This window comes from Haliea atlantica, assembly GCF_054779855.1.
Genome location: NZ_BAAGXL010000022.1, coordinates 75313 through 89542, shown reverse-complemented (window position 1 = coordinate 89542; position 14230 = coordinate 75313). Strand labels below are relative to the sequence as shown.

The window sequence follows — 14230 nt, the reverse complement described above, 5'->3', positions numbered from 1 at the left end:
TCTCTCGAGTGAACAGGGGCTTACGGTACGCCAAACCGTCTGTCGAGCCAAGCCGGAAGGGGCTTTTTCCCGTTCGCAGCAGCCTGCCTGGCGGACCTTGGCCGGTGGCCTGCGCCGTCGGCTGAATTGACACTGACGCCCGCGGTGACGAATAATCGACGGCCAATTCCCGAGCGTACGCTTTCTTGACCACATTGCCATCCGACAATCCGCTGGTCTGTATCGGTATCTGTACCCGCCGCAGACCCATGATGCTGGAAAACCTCCTGGAAAGCCTGACAGCGCTGGTGCTGCCGGTGGGCGTCCGGGTGTCCGGTTGCGTGGTGGAGAACGATAGCCGGGACTCCCAGCGCGAGCTGGTGACGCGCTATGACAACCGTCTGAGCTGGCCGCTGGCCTACTGCCAGGAGCCGCACATCGGTATCCCGCAGGCACGCAATCGCCTCCTTGATCACGCACAGCAGCTTGGCGCCACGGCCCTGATCCTGGTAGATGACGATGAAGAGGTGACCAGCGACTGGCTCCAGGCCCTCTGCACCATGGCGGCCAGTCGGCAGTGGCAGGCGGTGATCCAGGGGCGGGTCATCAGCCGGGTACAGAATCCCAGGCAGCAGCATTACGAGCGCTTTTTCCAGCGCAAGCCACGGCCCAGTGGCGAGTCCCTGCGCTACTGCGCCAGCAACAACACACTGGTTCCCATGGCGGAGGTGCAGCGCCTTGGGCTGCGCTTTGACGAGCAGCTTCGGGAAGTGGGTGGCGAGGATACGGTGTTTTTTTCCGCGGCACGACGCGCCGGTATCCCACTGCTGTACTGTCAGGAGGCCGTGGTCACGGAGGTTGTCCCACCGTCGCGGGCGAACTTGCGCTGGCTCTCGCAGCGCAAGTTCCGGGTGGGCTTGATGCTCGGAGGCGGCGTGCTGGCGGACAAGCCACGCAACCTTCTGCGCTCCCTGGCCTATGGTCTGCGGGCACTGGTCGGCCTGTTGCCGTTGCTCTGGTGGCTTTTGCGCAGGCGCCGCGAGCGGGCCGTGCGGCAGTGGCTTACCGTCTGCCGGGATGCCGGCAGACTGATGGGCTATTTCCGGGTCAGGGTGCGCCCCTATCAGCGCGTGGATGGCTACTGACAGCATCGGCAAGATAGCGGGCGAGCAGGAGCGACAGCGGGATCCAGTAGTAAAACCACACGTGGTGAGGCTTGACCAGCGGCTGCTGGCCATTGGTCATCAGGAAAAACACCCCCAGGGCCCACCAGCCCGCTACCGGCAACCAGTCCGGATGGGAGCGCAGGACGCGCCAGCCGATAAAGGCTCCCCCGGCGAGCTGGCCGAGCAGCAACAGGGCGCCGACAAGGCCGCCCACGCGCCAGGTATCCAGCAGCATGTTGTGGGCGTGACCAATCACGGGTTGTGCCGGGAGATACAATGGCAACTCGGCGCCGACCCCGTGCCCGAACCACCGGGCTTGCGCAATCTGCCCCAGTGATTGCGACCACAGCTCCAGTCGCAGCAGGTAGCCTTCGGGCCGCTCGAGCAGGGGGATGCGTTCCAGGGTCACGGCATACACCGCCACCATCAATAGCGGGACGGCGGCGATTGCCAGGCGCGTACGCAGTGACAGCTGCTGCAGGGCGACATGGAGCAGCATCGCGAAGATGGCGATCAGTGCCAGCAGCGGGACCTTGCTGCGGGAGAGGAGAGCGATCGCCAGGAACAGCAGCAGTGCAGCGAGCCTGACCAGGTTCCACCGGCTGCGGTGGCGGAGGATGGCGCAGGCGAAGAAAATCGCGGCGACAGCGTAGAGTGTGGCGGTGACATTGACATCGCCGCGCAGTGAAACGCCCGCCAGCCTGGGCCAGGCGCCCGTCTCCAGTGCCTGTGTCAGGTAGAGCAACAGCGTCAGCAGGGCGCTGGGCAATGACACCAGGCAAACGGCACCTGCCAGCCAGCGGGGGAAGGGCGGATAGCGCCTGACGCAAACGCTGCAGGCGAGCCACAGGCCGGCGAGAAACAGCAGGGGTTTGACGTGGTACCAGGTGCTTCGGCTCCCCTCCTGAAGGGCTGGGTCCACCCAGCTGGTGCTAAGTGCCAGCCATGTCGGGGGCAGCAAGAGGAAACCGGCTCCGAGCAGGCCGGATCGACGCTGTCGAGGCAGCCACCAGGGCAGGGCGAGCAGGGCGGGGAGCAATACCAGCAGATAGAAGACGCGCGCGCTGTCCCCATAGTCCCGGGCAAGGTAAAAACTGACTGGCAGCAGTAACAGTCCGGCTGCTGCCAGGTGGCCGAGCCAACGGTCCACCGCGCTCTCAGGTCCGGTCACGCCCGGCCTCCTCGAGCCAGCCATGTACCCCATAGGGTTCGTTTCGCTCGCGCTTTTCCAGCAGACGCAGAATGGCGCGCTGGAGCCCTGCCAGACGCTTGCGCGCCTTGCGTCGAGCCAGCGGTCGGCACCACCAGGCCGGCGTCAGGGGCTGTGGCCAGCCGAGACCGTCGATGACCACGATGCGGGCGGGTACGCCCCCTTGGCACTGGACCACGAGGTTGTGCAGCAGGAGCGCGCGGGAGGGCATGCCCAGGTGCTGCCAGCCACGGTGAAATTCCGCCAGCGCAGCCGTCAGCGCCGCGCTTTGCCCGTGCAGCCAGAGATACTGCTTGAGCGGCAGCGAGATGGCGCCGTCGTCGTCGCGAATCAGTTCACTGCACAGGCCCGGCCCGAGGTTGGTCGCGACCGGGCCGTGCAGCCGCGGCACATAGTCGAAGCTGGCGCTGCCGATATGATGCTGCAGGCGGCGGTAGACCCGCTGCTCCTGCCAGTTATCGTCAAAGTGACGCAGCGGACGCAGGTTGCGCGGGAAGCGACGTTCGGCGCGTTTGCGCGCGGGGCTGCGGTCCGGCCGCTGAACCTTGATACAGGCGTCGGCGTCCTCCGGGTGGATGAATATCAGGCGGTTGCCGCCGCGGGCAAAGGCTGCCTGCTCGCCGGCCAGATGTATATGTGGTTGAGCAGTTGTCACGGGCGGTCGACCAGGCCTCGATACAGCTCGCCGTAGGCGCGGCTGATGACGGCACGGGAGAAGCGTTCGCGGTAGGTTTGCCGCCCGCGCAGGGCCAGGGCCTGTGCTTCGTCCGGGTTCTGCAGCAGCTGGTTGATCGCGGCGGCGAGTGCGTCACTGTCGTCGATAGGCGTCAGCAGCCCGTCCTCGCCGTCGCTGATCAGCTCGCCGGGCCCCTGGGACGCGGTGGCAATCAGGGGCACCCCCCGGAACCAGGCTTCCACCACGATGCTGCCCAGACCCTCGTGCCGCGACGGGCAGATGAACTGGTCCGCAGCCTGCATCAGGGCCCCGACATCGTCGCGCCAGCCCAGGAAGCGAACCCGGTCGGTCACCCCGAGTTCACGCGCCTGCTGCTTCAGCGAGAGTGCCAGAGGGCCATCGCCTGCCAGCCAGAGGGTGGCGGACTCCACCTGTGTAAGCGCCTGGAGGAGCACATCAAAACCCTTGTTCTCGTGCAGGCGACCCGCCGCCAACAGCACAGGCTGGTCAGCCGGAGTGTCGAAGCTGTCCCGGGGCGGTGTCGGCAGCGGGGTCTCGTCGGCGAAGTTGCCAATACAGCTGATGCGTTCCGCGGGCAGCCCCTCGCGCACCAGGTAATCACAGATGCCGCGGGTGATACCCACCCAGTGATCGGCGTGCCGGTAGTGGCGCAGGTTGTAGTAGTGTCCCAGGCGATTGACCAGGCGCCAGGGGCCGCGCGGCGTATTGCCACTGGCGCGGCTCATCCAGGTCATGACGATGTCGGGCGATAGCCGTTCCAGCGCTCGCCGGTAGACCCAGTGATCGACCAGGTCCAGCGGGCCGCCGAAACGGAAGCGCTGTACGGGAATGCCGGCGTTGCGCAGGGCCGCCTCGCGTGCGGGGTTACGGCGTGTGAACGCGTGCTGGGCGAGCCCGGGGTCGTCGGCCAGGGCCGCCACCAAACGCGTATAGAAATTCTCGGCGCCACCCACCGCGGCGCCGGCCAGGGCCTGTACCACGCGAATCCCCTCAGGCACGGGCGTGCTCCAACCAGGCGTAGTCGTGGCTCCAGTTCAGGCCCAGGCTGGCCTCGACGATATAGCGGGCGTAGAGGTCGATATTCATTTCCGTATGGAAAAAGTGGCGGGTGTTGGCGGCATAGTGACGCCGCAGATCATCGTCGTGATGGAAGCGCATGACCGCACGCTTCAGGTCCTCCAGTTCGCGAAAATACACCAGCGTCTCCTCGGGAAACAGGCTGTCAAAGTGGGCGTCGGCGTGGGTAAAGAGCAGCAGGCCATTGCCGCCCATCTGGGCCATGCGCGCCGAGGCATACCAGTGCCAGCCCTCCTGCCGGTTGAGGTTCAGCCCCATCTTGCTGACCGCCAGGGTGTCGTCATAGTGGCGGCCCCAAACGCCCGACACGCCAAAGCTGCCGGGGGTATGGAAACGCAGCTCGCCAGCCAGTGCCTCGCGGAGTCCGGCTACCAGCTTGCCGCGTTCGGTCAGGTCATTGGATTTACTGCAGAACAGCAGGTCGTGATCAAAGGTCTCTCGCTGGCTGCAATCCGCGCGCTCCACCGCGGGGTCCACCGGGTTCGGCATATGCCAGAGCCGGGCGCGCTGGCCGCTAAAGCGGCGCAGTTCGGGCGCGCCGGTAGAAACGAAAATGGCGTCGGCAACGGTGCAGCGCTGGGCGATGCGAGCAGCATTCTCGGGTACAAACAGCGGGTCATTATTGCAAACCGCGATGGTTACAGCGGGGCAGCGCTGGCGCATCGCTTCCAGCGTCGTGTTGGTGATTGCCGGGCAGTGGCCGACGATGACCAGGTCGGGCTGGTAGGCCTCTACGGTCTGCAGCAGGGCGCGGTTGGCCGCCCGCTCGCCGAGCTGCCGGATGCCCAGCGGGGCCAGGAAGGCCGCCGTGTCGCGGTCGCCGAATGGCCGCACCTGATAACCACAGCGGATCAGGCCGTGGAGCAACTTCTGTGCCCAGCTGACCCGGGTGTCACCGTAATTGCGCCACTGTTGGTGGGCGACGTGAAGTATGCGCATGCGGTCCCTTTCGCAGCTGTCAGCCCCGGTCGGCGAGGGCCTGCTCATAGACGGCCAGCGTCGCGTCCGCCTGGGCGCCGAGAGTATAGCAGTCGGGCAGTTGGAACTCGAGAGACCGGTCGCTCAGCAGGCGCTGCGCGGTGGCCAGCAGTGCCACTTCGTCGCCGGGCATCACCAGGCCTTCGGGCAGGCAGTCACGCAGGCTTTCCGCCGGGCCGCCCTGGTCCCAGGCCAGCACGGGCGTGCCACAGGCCAGTGCCTCGATCACGGTGCGTCCAAAGGGCTCCGGCCGGGAGGACAGGTTGCAAACCAGCTGGCAAGTGGCGTACAGGGTCGCCATATCGCCGCGGTGTCCCAGGAAAAAGACCGACTCCTGCAGTTGCTCCCGGACCACTTGGTGTTGCAACTCGGTGGCATAGGCTTCCTTGCCGGCTTCCGCTTCGCCCACGATCAGGGCCTGACAGGACACACCGCGGGCCTGCAGGCCGGCGATCAGGCGGATAAAGGTCGCCTGCCCTTTCCAGCGGCTCAGGCGGCCCGGCATCATGATCCAGGGCAGTGTCGGGTCGAGACCGGGGTGTGCCGCACGCAGCGCCTCTATCCATTCGGGCCCGGCCGTCATCCCGGTGTGAAAGGCTTGGGTATCGACACCGCGCGGGACCACCGTGATGCGCTCGTCGGGAACCGCCGGGTAATTGGAGAGGATGTAGTCGCGAACACAGCGTGAGATGGCGATAATCCGGTCCGCGCGCCCCATGATGGCGCTATAGGCATTGGTCGAATAAAGCCCGTGGAAGGTGCTGACCACGGCCGGGCGCTGATTCGCGGGCAGGGGGCGCAAGGCCAGATAGACCATCCAGGCGGGCACCCGGGAGCGCACGTGGACTACGTCGGGGGCGAGTTCGATCAGCTGTTTGCGCAGGGCCCGGACCGCGAGCAGAGAGCGGAGCGATTTGCGGTGCACCGGAAAGCGGATATGCCGGCTGCCGGTGGCTGCCAGGTTTTCGCTCAGTCGCCCACCGCTGGACATCACCCAGGAATCGTGGCCGCGGGCCACCAGCTCGCGGGCAAACTCGATGGTGCCGCGTTCAACGCCGCCACTGTGCAGTGCCGGGAGCACCTGCAGGATGCGCATGGGTAATGATGTCCTCAAGCAAAATGGTCGATCAGGCGCGCGGCGATGCGATCAGCCTCCTGCAGCGGCGGACCGGACGCTGGCATGTCGCGGTTTGCCTTCAGCTGCGGCAGGGTGGACAGACGCCCCGTCTCGACGAGTGCATCCAGCCCACGGCTGACCCGGCTGTCATGCCGGCGTGGCACCTTTAGTACGCCAACGCTGGCGCCGCTGCTCAGGGCCTCGTAGACCATGGCGGCGCTGTCCTCGGTGACCCAGATGATACCGCATTGCTGAAATTGCGACAGCAACCAGCCCGGCGGGGCCGCCTGGGCTGGCATGACCCGGAAGCGACTGTCCTCCAGTGTTGCCAGCATGCCCAGTGTCGCTTCGGGCGTGCGTCGTGAAGTTCCCGCGGTCCAGCGCACCCCGGGAAGGGCCTGGCGCAGCTGGCGTAGCTGTTGCTCCAGATCCTCCGGGGACCAACTGTGATGCCGACTGGGGCCGCCGAGTAGGATCAGTCCTGCATGGGTGGCGAGCGTTGTTTGTGCGGCAACCGGGTTGAGGGGGCCGCAGGTGAGCCAGGTGCGCGGCCCTTCGGGCACGCCATCGTGATCCGGCAGGATGCACAGGTCAAAAAGCCGGCGGGGCAGGCCGGGGCGCATCAGTACCACCAGGCGGCCGCCATACTGGCAGCGCAGACGCAGCGCGCGCCAGTGAGTGCGGCGCCCCGCCGCCAGGATCAGCCAGGGTGGCGCCTCGGGCGGTGTCGCATCCGGCGACAGCCAGACCACCGGAGCGTGACACCGCCGCTGCAGGGCCTCGGACAGCCCGCGCAGTTGGCTGCGGTGCCCGGCCAGGCCGTCAGTCACACACCAGATGCTGCCCGGCGTCACGGGCGCAAGCCTGCTTCAGGCGGCGGCGAAACCCGAATAACGGGAGAGGCTTTCGAGGTCGATACCGTAGGCGCCGGGCTCAAGGCTGCGCAGGATGGAAGGCGGCGGCTCCCGGCGAGCTTTGCCGTTGTCGTGGAGGTCGACGGGGCGAGGGCTGGACAGGGGCTCCTTGTGGGCATTGAGCAAAGCCAGAACCCTGGGGCGCAGGCGCCGTACACGGTACTCGCTGACGACCACTGCGACCTCCCCCGACGAGAGCTCCACCAGGGTACCCGCGGGGTAGACCCCCACGGCACGAATAAACGCTTCCACCAACTCCGCCTGGAAGTCGGTGTTGCGGGCCTCGTAGAGAGTGCGAATCGCGCTTGAAGGTGACTGGGCTGAGGCATAGTGGCGTGGGCTGGTCAGGGCACTGTAGGTATCGACGATGGCCGCCATCTGCCCGACCGCGGGAATCTGCTCCGCTTTCAATCTGCCGGGATAGCCGGAGCCATCCCAGCGCTCGTGGTGGTGTGCCACCATATTGATGACGTCGGGGTTGATAATGCCACTGTTTTCGATAATGCGCAGCCCATGTTGTACATGCGCTTGCATGAGCGCGGCTGCGTCGGTATCCAGCGGCTCCGGGCGGCGCAGTATCTCGGCGTCCACATGCAGCTTGCCGATATCCATCAACATGCCGCCCATGGCCATGGAGCGCAGGTCCTGCCGGGACATGCCGAGCTCCCGTCCCAGGGCCACCGACCAGATGCCGGCGCTGAGAGACTGACCATAGCTGGCCTCGTCGTGGTGTTTCAGGCGGGCCATCCAGAGGCAGGCGTCGGGATTGCGGCTGACGCTGTCGATCAACGGTTCGACGGCCTTGCGCAGACGAATCGGGTCGACCCTTCCCTCGCGGGCTGCGCTGTCGTAAATGGCTGCCATGTCACTGGAGAGGGCTTCCAGGGCGGCAGCCGCCCGGGGCTGCTCCTTGTCGAACGCTGCCTCGTCGTTATAGGACTGCAGTCGACGATCGCGGAAGATCTGTTCCAGAGGCTGGCGCCTGTGGGAGGCGGCCTTGCGCACGGGTGCTACCCGTTGCCGGCTCTGCCGGGTGTCGATGAACACGTACTCGCAGTGTTCGCGCAGACTCTCGATTTGCGCCCGGGTTTCGATTCTGAAGCCCTGGATCATGAATGGCGTATCCAGCCAGGGCCGGTCCAGTGCGCTGACGAACATTCCGACTTCGAGGTCGCTGGTTGGCATTTTCAGTGAAGTTAGCATGGTCCTGACATCAAGCCCCGTGCCGAGCGCGGAATTGCCTAGGTTCAAGAATAGCGCCGCGCAAGGCGCGGTGAAGCAAAAAACTGCAAAAAAGTCAGGATTTCTTCAATTAAATGCCGAAATACTCGTGTAGATCGATCTCTTCAAGCTGAATGCCGAAGGCGTCGGGCTCCAGGCTGCGCCGAATGCCGGGCAGCGACTTGCGCCGCCAGCTGGACCCGTCGGCCTGGAGTTTGAGTAGCTCGGGCTTTTCCAGACGGCGTTTGCCGGCGTCAAGCAGCCGCAGCACCGTCGGCCGCAACCGGTGTGCCCGGTACTCGGCGACGACCACGGCGACACTGCCATCCGTGAGTTCCACCAGCGTCCCGGCGGGATAGATGCCGACAGCGCGGATGAAGGCCTCCACTAGTTCCGCCTGGAACTCGATGTCGCGCATGTCGTAGAGGGCGCGCATGGCCGCGGCCGGGGAGAGGGCGCTGGCGTAGCCGCGGTCGGTGGTGATGGCGGAGTAGGTGTCCACCAGGCCGGCAATGCGAGCGAAGGTAGGGATGCGATCCTCGGTCAGGCCGCGGGGGTAGCCGGAACCGTTGTAGCGTTCGTGGTGGTGGGCAACCATGTCGAGTACATCGCGGTTCATGATGCCGCTGGCCCTGACAATTTCCAGGCCGTGCTCGATGTGGGCCTGAACCACTTCTGCCTCGTCCGGGCTCAGGGGGCGCTGGGCATTGGCGATATCACTGGGGACGTACAGCATGCCTACGTCCAGCAGCATGCCCCCCATGGCCAGCGAGCGCAGGTCGGACTTCGGCAGGCCGAGCTCCCTTCCCAGTGCCACGGCCCAGATGCCAGTATTCAGCGCGCGCTGGTAGGTGTAGCGGTCGTGTCGCTTGAGGCGCGATACCCACACGCTGGCGTCGGGGTTGCGCGCCACGCTGCCCAGCAGGGGATCCAGTGACTGGCGCAGCATGACTGTGTGGATCCGGTTGTCACGGGTCGCGCGCTCGTAGGATTGTTGCAGGTCATCGGTCAGGACATCGATCGCCTGGTTGGCGGCGGCATGCTCCTGAATGAAATCGGTCTGGTCGCGGTAGGGCTTCAGCGAGCGGTCAAAAAAGATGGTTTCCAGGGGTAGATGCTGCCGCGCGCTGCGGGTTTTCGGCAGAGAGAGCGACATGCCGCTCTGTTCGTTGTCCACCAGCACATACTTGCAGAGCTTCTGCAGTTCCTCGATCTGCTCGCGGTTTTCGATGCGAAAACCCTGCATGGCAAAGGGCGTGCCCAGCCAGGGTCGGTCGAGCCGACTGACGAACATGCCGATCTGCAGGTCCTCGGTGGCAACTTTTCGGGTGTCCAGCATGCTTGGAATCGTGGGAGGCGAGCCAATGGTTTCAACAGTCTACCAGTTTGCCCCGCCGGCTTGGCAGCGGGAAGAAGCGCAAGCGTGTTGCCCCCCTGAGGCAGACCTGATTTAATGCAATCCCATTAAAATAGCCAGAAGGCGGAGGTGCCGGTGCGGAACCAGAGTCGTTACGATTTCAGTCAGGCCAAGGTCTTGGTTACCGGTGGCACCAGTGGCATCGGGGCTGCCATTGCGGGCGCCTACCGGGCTGCGGGTGCGGAGGTTATCATCACCGGGACACGCGCAAGTGCGAGTGACTACGAGGTCGATCTCTCCGGATACCACTATGCGGAACTGGATATCGAGTCGCCAGAGCAGATTGCCGCGCTGGCGGCGAGCCTCGAGGGTCTGGATATCCTGGTGAACAACGCCGGACTGGCGCTGCCCTCCCTGGGCCTGGATGAGTACGACCCGGAGGTATTCCAGCGCGCCGTGAACATGCACCTGGTGGGAGCCTACCGCCTCTCGCGCGGCTGCCGCGACCTGCTTGCCGCCAGTGAGCTCGAAGGCGGGGCTTCGATAGTCGGCATCGCCTCGATGAGCTCCTATTTCGGTATCGGCATCGTGCCGGGTTACGGCGCAGCCAAGACCGGGCTGCTGGGGATGACCCGCGCCCTGGCCGTGGAATGGGGTAAACTGGGGATACGCGTGAATGCCGTTGCGGCGGGCCTGACCGCCAGCCGCATGACCGCCGCCACGTTCGAGAACCCTGAGTGGGCCCAGCCGACCCTGGCGCGTACGCCACTGGGGCGTCTCGGGGAGCCGGAGGATATTGCCGGCGCCGTGCTCTTCCTGAGCAGCGCCCAGGCCGGCTGGATTACCGGCCAGACGCTGCCCATCGACGGTGGTTTCACGGTCTCCGGCTGATGGCCCAGGGGCGCTTCGCGCCCCTACCTGTTGGTCAGCGCCTGGGCGCTGGCAGAATCTGTACTTTGAACTCGGGAACTGATCATGACTGCGACCTACACACCTGGAACGCCCTGTCGACTGGCGGATGTGCCGCATTGGGATGCGGAAACCGACGTCGTAGTGGTTGGCTTCGGTATAGCGGGTGCCTGCGCGGCAATCGAGGCAGCCAGCGCTGGCGCCAGTGTCACTGTGCTGGAGGTGGCCTCGACCTGGGGTGGCAGCGCTGCCCTCTCCGGTGGCGAGTTTTACCTCGGCGGTGGTGGCGGCACGCCGGTACAGCAGGCGGCGGGTTTTGAGGACAGCACGGAAGATTTTGCCAGCTACCTGCGCCTGAGTGGTGGGCCAGGGGTGGATGAGGAACGTGTGGGACTCTATGCCGAAGGCGCCCTGGATCACTTTCGCTGGCTGCAGGAGCAGGGCATTCCCTTCAAGGGAACCTTTCTGCCCGGTAAATGGCTGGAGCCGATGACCGATGACACCCTGATCTGGTCCGGCAGCGAAATGGCCTGGCCCTTCTCCGCCGTGGCCAAACCGGCGCCGCGGGGGCATGCCGCGCAAATGGAGGGCATGGGGGCGGGCAAGGTGATCATGGATCTTCTCGCCGAACGCGCCCTGGGCCTGGGCGTCAGGGCCGAGTTCAATGCCCGCGCGCTATCCCTGGTGGCGGATACGGACAATGCCGTGCAGGGCCTGGTCGCTCGCATCGACGGCAAACCGCGCTTCATTCGTGCCCGCAAGGGCGTGATCCTGTGCGCCGGGGGCTTCATCTGCAACCAGGAGATGCTGCGTCGCTTCGCGCCGGAGGCCCTGGTGGCCGCCGAGGTACCCACAACTGGCGGCAACGACGACGGTTCGGGCATTCGCATGGGGATGTCGGTGGGCGGCGCGGTCTCGCACATGCACGAGTTCTTTGCCACCAAGCCGCTATTCCCGCCGGACAACATGGTGCGCGGCATTTTCGTCAACCAGCGCGGTCAGCGCTTCATCAACGAGGATGCCTACCACGGCCGCATTTGTCGTTACATCCTGCGTCAGCCCGAGGGGCGCGCCTGGCTACTGATGGACAACGCGATCTTTGCGCGTCCGGATTTCCGCCCGGACATCGACATCGCCGCGGTAGGGGAAAGCTGGGAAGAGGTCGAGACCGATCTCGGCCTGCCCGCCGGGGAACTGGTTCACACCGTTGAGCGCTATAACGCCTATGCGGAGGCCGGGGAGGACCCGCTCTTCCACAAGCACACACAGTGGATGCAGCCCCTGGTGGAGCCGCCCTTCGCGGCGCTGAGTTTCTGCCCGGAGGACTACCCCGCTACCGGCTTTACCCTGGGCGGATTGACTACCCAGCCGACTGGCGAAGTGCTGGACGTGGACGGCCAGCCGGTACCCGGCCTCTATGCGGCCGGTCGCACCACCTGTGGCCTGCCCCGCTGGGGTGAGGGCTACAGCTCCGGGATTTCATTGGGGGATGGCAGTTTCTTCGGGCGGCTGGCGGGCCGCACCGTGGCAGCCCGCCCCGCCGCTGACAGCGACTCGGATCAGGCGGCCTGAGCTCCCCGCACCAGGCGGCCGGGCAGGGCCCCGGTCGCTTCGCCGTTGTGCTGGACAACCGTGCCGTTGACCAGGGTTGCTGTATAGCCTAGAGCGCCCTGGTGTACCCGCCGGCCGCCGGCAGGCAGGTCGTAGTGCACCCGTGGTGGCAGCAGGGTTAACTGGTCGAAGTCGATGATATTGATGTCCGCTCGGTAGCCCGACTTGAGCAGGCCGCGATCATTGAGGCCCACGGCGCGCGCCGTATCGTGGGTCAGGCCGCGGATGGCCTCCTCCAGGTCCAGACGTTCCCCTTTTTCACGGTCGCGTACCCAGTAGGTCAGCAGGTGGGTGGGCAGACTGGCATCGCAGAGGAAACCGAGGTGGGCGCCGCCGTCCCCCAGACCAAAAATGCTGTGTGGGTGGCGCAGCATGGACAGGGCGGCATTCAGGGTGCCGTCGGCGAAATTGACCACCGGTAGCATGATCACTGCCTGGCCGTCCTGCTCCAGCATCAGGTCATAGGCGCACTCCTCCGGGCTGACACCGCGGCGGGCGGCGATGGCGCTGACCTTGTTCTCCGCATCCGGCTCGTAGTCGGGGTTTTCGCCGAGCGGGTACATCAGGTCCCAGCAGCGCAGCAACATTTCGCCGGGGAAATCCGAGGGCTCGGGGGTTTCACCGATGATGCGCTGGCGAATGTCCGGGTCACGCAGGGCGCGGCGACGCTCTTCCAGGGACAGCGCCTGCAGGGACTTGAAGGTGGGGGTATAGCTGAAGGGGTTGAAGCTGACCTCGAAGCCCATCAGGATGCCCACGGGTCGGCCGCTGACCTGCCCGGTGACGGCCAGTCCCTCGCGCTGACACTCCTCCATCCAGTCGAATACAGCGCGCCACTTTTCCGGCGCGTTGTGCCACTGCATGACCGAAAGTGACATCGGCCTTGTCGTCTGCTCTGCGACGCGGCGCAGCATGCCCAGTTCCTGGTCCACATCGCTGAAGTCCGACACCAGCTGCAGCACGCCCTTGCCCCGTTCCTGCAGTCCCCTGCCGATGGCAATCAACTCCTCTTCGGCCGCGTCCAGGGTGAAGATCAACTTGCCATCGCTGGCGCGGTGGTTGATGGTGCGCGAGGTGGCAAAACCCAGGGCGCCGGCTTCCACTGCCTCGGCGGCGAGTTCCGCCATGCGGGCGCAGTCCGCCGGGGTGGCGGGCTCCCGCTCCACCGCCCGCTGGCCCATGGCGAACACCCGCAGGGCGGCGTGGGGCAGCTGGGTGGCGATATCGGCGTCGTACTGCCGCTGTTCAAGAAAATCCAGGTACTCCGGGAAGCTCTCCCAGGCCCAGGGCAGGCCGGTGGTCAGGACCACTTCGGGCAGGTCTTCCACGCCCTCCATCAGGCTGACCAGGCTTTCCCGGTCGGCGGGTCGGCACGGTGCGAAACCCACGCCACAGTTGCCCATCAGCACCGTGGTGACGCCGTGGGCGGAGGAGGGGGTAATACTATTGCTCCAGGTCACCTGGCCGTCGTAGTGAGTATGGATGTCGACGAAGCCCGGGGTGACCAGCTGGCCGCTGGCGTCGATTTCCTCGCGGCCACGCTGCGCCAGTTCCCCGCCAATTGCGATGATGCGGCCCTTGTCGATGGCGATATCGGCCTCGAAGGCGGGCGCGCCGCTGCCGTCGACAATTCGCCCGTTGCGAATCACCAGGTCAATGGTCTCTGTCATGCAAGCGCTCTCCCTGAGGCATAGGACGTCGGTTGTTATACAGTGAGGGTAGGGGCAAGACCTCCGGGGCGTCCAGTCGCGCTGTTCAAGCATCTTGACCAGGTGTGGATTTGCGCCCTGAAAGCGGTCCGGCTGGACTGTCTGTTGCCCAGGGCGCAGGATGCACTTGACCCTGGGGTAGGACCACGGTTTTACACTCACGGTGTTTCAAGGCTTCGTCAAGCGAAGGGTGTCAGAATGATAATCGCCGAGTTGCAGGCCCTCTGCGACCGCATGGAGAGCGCCATGGAAAGCTGGCGGGAGATGCCGGATCGGTCACCAAAC

Annotated in this window: 12 protein-coding genes; 3 read left to right on the top strand and 9 right to left on the bottom strand. The window is 65.6% G+C overall.

The features are described 5' to 3' along the window. Window positions 1–185: 185 nt before the first annotated feature. Window positions 186–1124: a glycosyltransferase family 2 protein gene (locus ACYVGS_RS14560; RefSeq protein WP_460589401.1), complete on the top strand. Its 939-nt coding sequence runs from the start codon at window positions 186–188 to the stop codon at window positions 1122–1124. On the opposite strand, the gene ACYVGS_RS14555 is transcribed toward ACYVGS_RS14560, so the two are convergent. From ACYVGS_RS14555 to ACYVGS_RS14520, 8 genes are all read right to left on the bottom strand, one after another. After that, window positions 1087–2316: an O-antigen ligase family protein gene (locus tag ACYVGS_RS14555; RefSeq protein ID WP_460589400.1), complete on the bottom strand. Its 1230-nt coding sequence runs from the start codon at window positions 2314–2316 to the stop codon at window positions 1087–1089. The genes ACYVGS_RS14560 and ACYVGS_RS14555 overlap by 38 nt on opposite strands. Then, window positions 2303–3010, bottom strand: coding sequence for a protein kinase family protein (locus ACYVGS_RS14550; protein WP_460589399.1), 708 nt, complete (start codon window positions 3008–3010; stop codon window positions 2303–2305). The genes ACYVGS_RS14555 and ACYVGS_RS14550 overlap by 14 nt, the downstream gene beginning before the upstream one ends. Further along, entirely contained in the window at window positions 3007–4050 is a 1044-nt protein-coding gene (locus ACYVGS_RS14545; protein ID WP_460589398.1) for a glycosyltransferase, read from the bottom strand. Before ACYVGS_RS14545 ends, ACYVGS_RS14550 begins: the two co-directional genes overlap by 4 nt. Further along, window positions 4043–5068, bottom strand: coding sequence for a CgeB family protein (locus tag ACYVGS_RS14540; RefSeq protein WP_460589397.1), 1026 nt, complete (start codon window positions 5066–5068; stop codon window positions 4043–4045). The genes ACYVGS_RS14545 and ACYVGS_RS14540 overlap by 8 nt, the downstream gene beginning before the upstream one ends. 19 nt (window positions 5069–5087) lie before the next feature. Beyond that, complete coding sequence (locus ACYVGS_RS14535) at window positions 5088–6203, bottom strand: glycosyltransferase family 4 protein (protein WP_460589396.1); 1116 nt, start codon at window positions 6201–6203, stop codon at window positions 5088–5090. 14 nt (window positions 6204–6217) lie between these two features. Beyond that, complete coding sequence (locus tag ACYVGS_RS14530; RefSeq protein ID WP_460589395.1) at window positions 6218–7054, bottom strand: mitochondrial fission ELM1 family protein; 837 nt, start codon at window positions 7052–7054, stop codon at window positions 6218–6220. A gap of 39 nt (window positions 7055–7093) precedes the next feature. Further along, window positions 7094–8323 carry an HD-GYP domain-containing protein gene (locus tag ACYVGS_RS14525; RefSeq protein WP_460589450.1) on the bottom strand — a complete coding sequence of 410 codons (1230 nt, stop codon included), beginning with the start codon at window positions 8321–8323 and terminating at the stop codon, window positions 7094–7096. A 127-nt stretch (window positions 8324–8450) separates the two neighbouring features. Next, a complete protein-coding gene (locus ACYVGS_RS14520) occupies window positions 8451–9698 on the bottom strand; it encodes an HD-GYP domain-containing protein (protein WP_460589394.1) in 1248 nt (415 codons plus the stop codon). Window positions 9699–9851: 153 nt separating this feature from the next. Here ACYVGS_RS14520 and ACYVGS_RS14515 point away from each other — a divergent pair, with 153 nt between their 5' ends. After that, window positions 9852–10607 carry an SDR family NAD(P)-dependent oxidoreductase gene (locus ACYVGS_RS14515; protein WP_460589393.1) on the top strand — a complete coding sequence of 252 codons (756 nt, stop codon included), beginning with the start codon at window positions 9852–9854 and terminating at the stop codon, window positions 10605–10607. Window positions 10608–10691: 84 nt separating this feature from the next. Beyond that, on the top strand, window positions 10692–12197 hold the full coding sequence (locus ACYVGS_RS14510; RefSeq protein WP_460589392.1) for an FAD-dependent oxidoreductase: 1506 nt from the start codon (window positions 10692–10694) through the stop codon (window positions 12195–12197). Here the strand turns inward: ACYVGS_RS14510 and ACYVGS_RS14505 are convergent. Beyond that, window positions 12185–13906 (bottom strand): N-acyl-D-amino-acid deacylase family protein, encoded by a 1722-nt coding sequence (locus ACYVGS_RS14505; protein WP_460589391.1) that lies wholly within the window; start codon window positions 13904–13906, stop codon window positions 12185–12187. The two genes, ACYVGS_RS14510 and ACYVGS_RS14505, sit on opposite strands and share 13 nt — an antisense overlap. Window positions 13907–14230 lie beyond the last annotated feature (324 nt).

What these genes read in the sequence shown, in the direction of transcription:
- ACYVGS_RS14540 (WP_460589397.1), bottom strand. Translation starts at nt 5,068, where the DNA reads ATGCGCATACTTCACGTCGCCCACCAACAGTGGCGCAATTACGGTGAC.
- ACYVGS_RS14525 (WP_460589450.1), bottom strand. Translation starts at nt 8,323, where the DNA reads ATGCCAACCAGCGACCTCGAAGTCGGAATGTTCGTCAGCGCACTGGAC.
- ACYVGS_RS14520 (WP_460589394.1), bottom strand. Translation starts at nt 9,698, where the DNA reads ATGCTGGACACCCGAAAAGTTGCCACCGAGGACCTGCAGATCGGCATG.
- ACYVGS_RS14510 (WP_460589392.1), top strand. Translation starts at nt 10,692, where the DNA reads ATGACTGCGACCTACACACCTGGAACGCCCTGTCGACTGGCGGATGTG.
- ACYVGS_RS14505 (WP_460589391.1), bottom strand. Translation starts at nt 13,906, where the DNA reads ATGACAGAGACCATTGACCTGGTGATTCGCAACGGGCGAATTGTCGAC.
- ACYVGS_RS14535 (WP_460589396.1), bottom strand. Translation starts at nt 6,203, where the DNA reads ATGCGCATCCTGCAGGTGCTCCCGGCACTGCACAGTGGCGGCGTTGAA.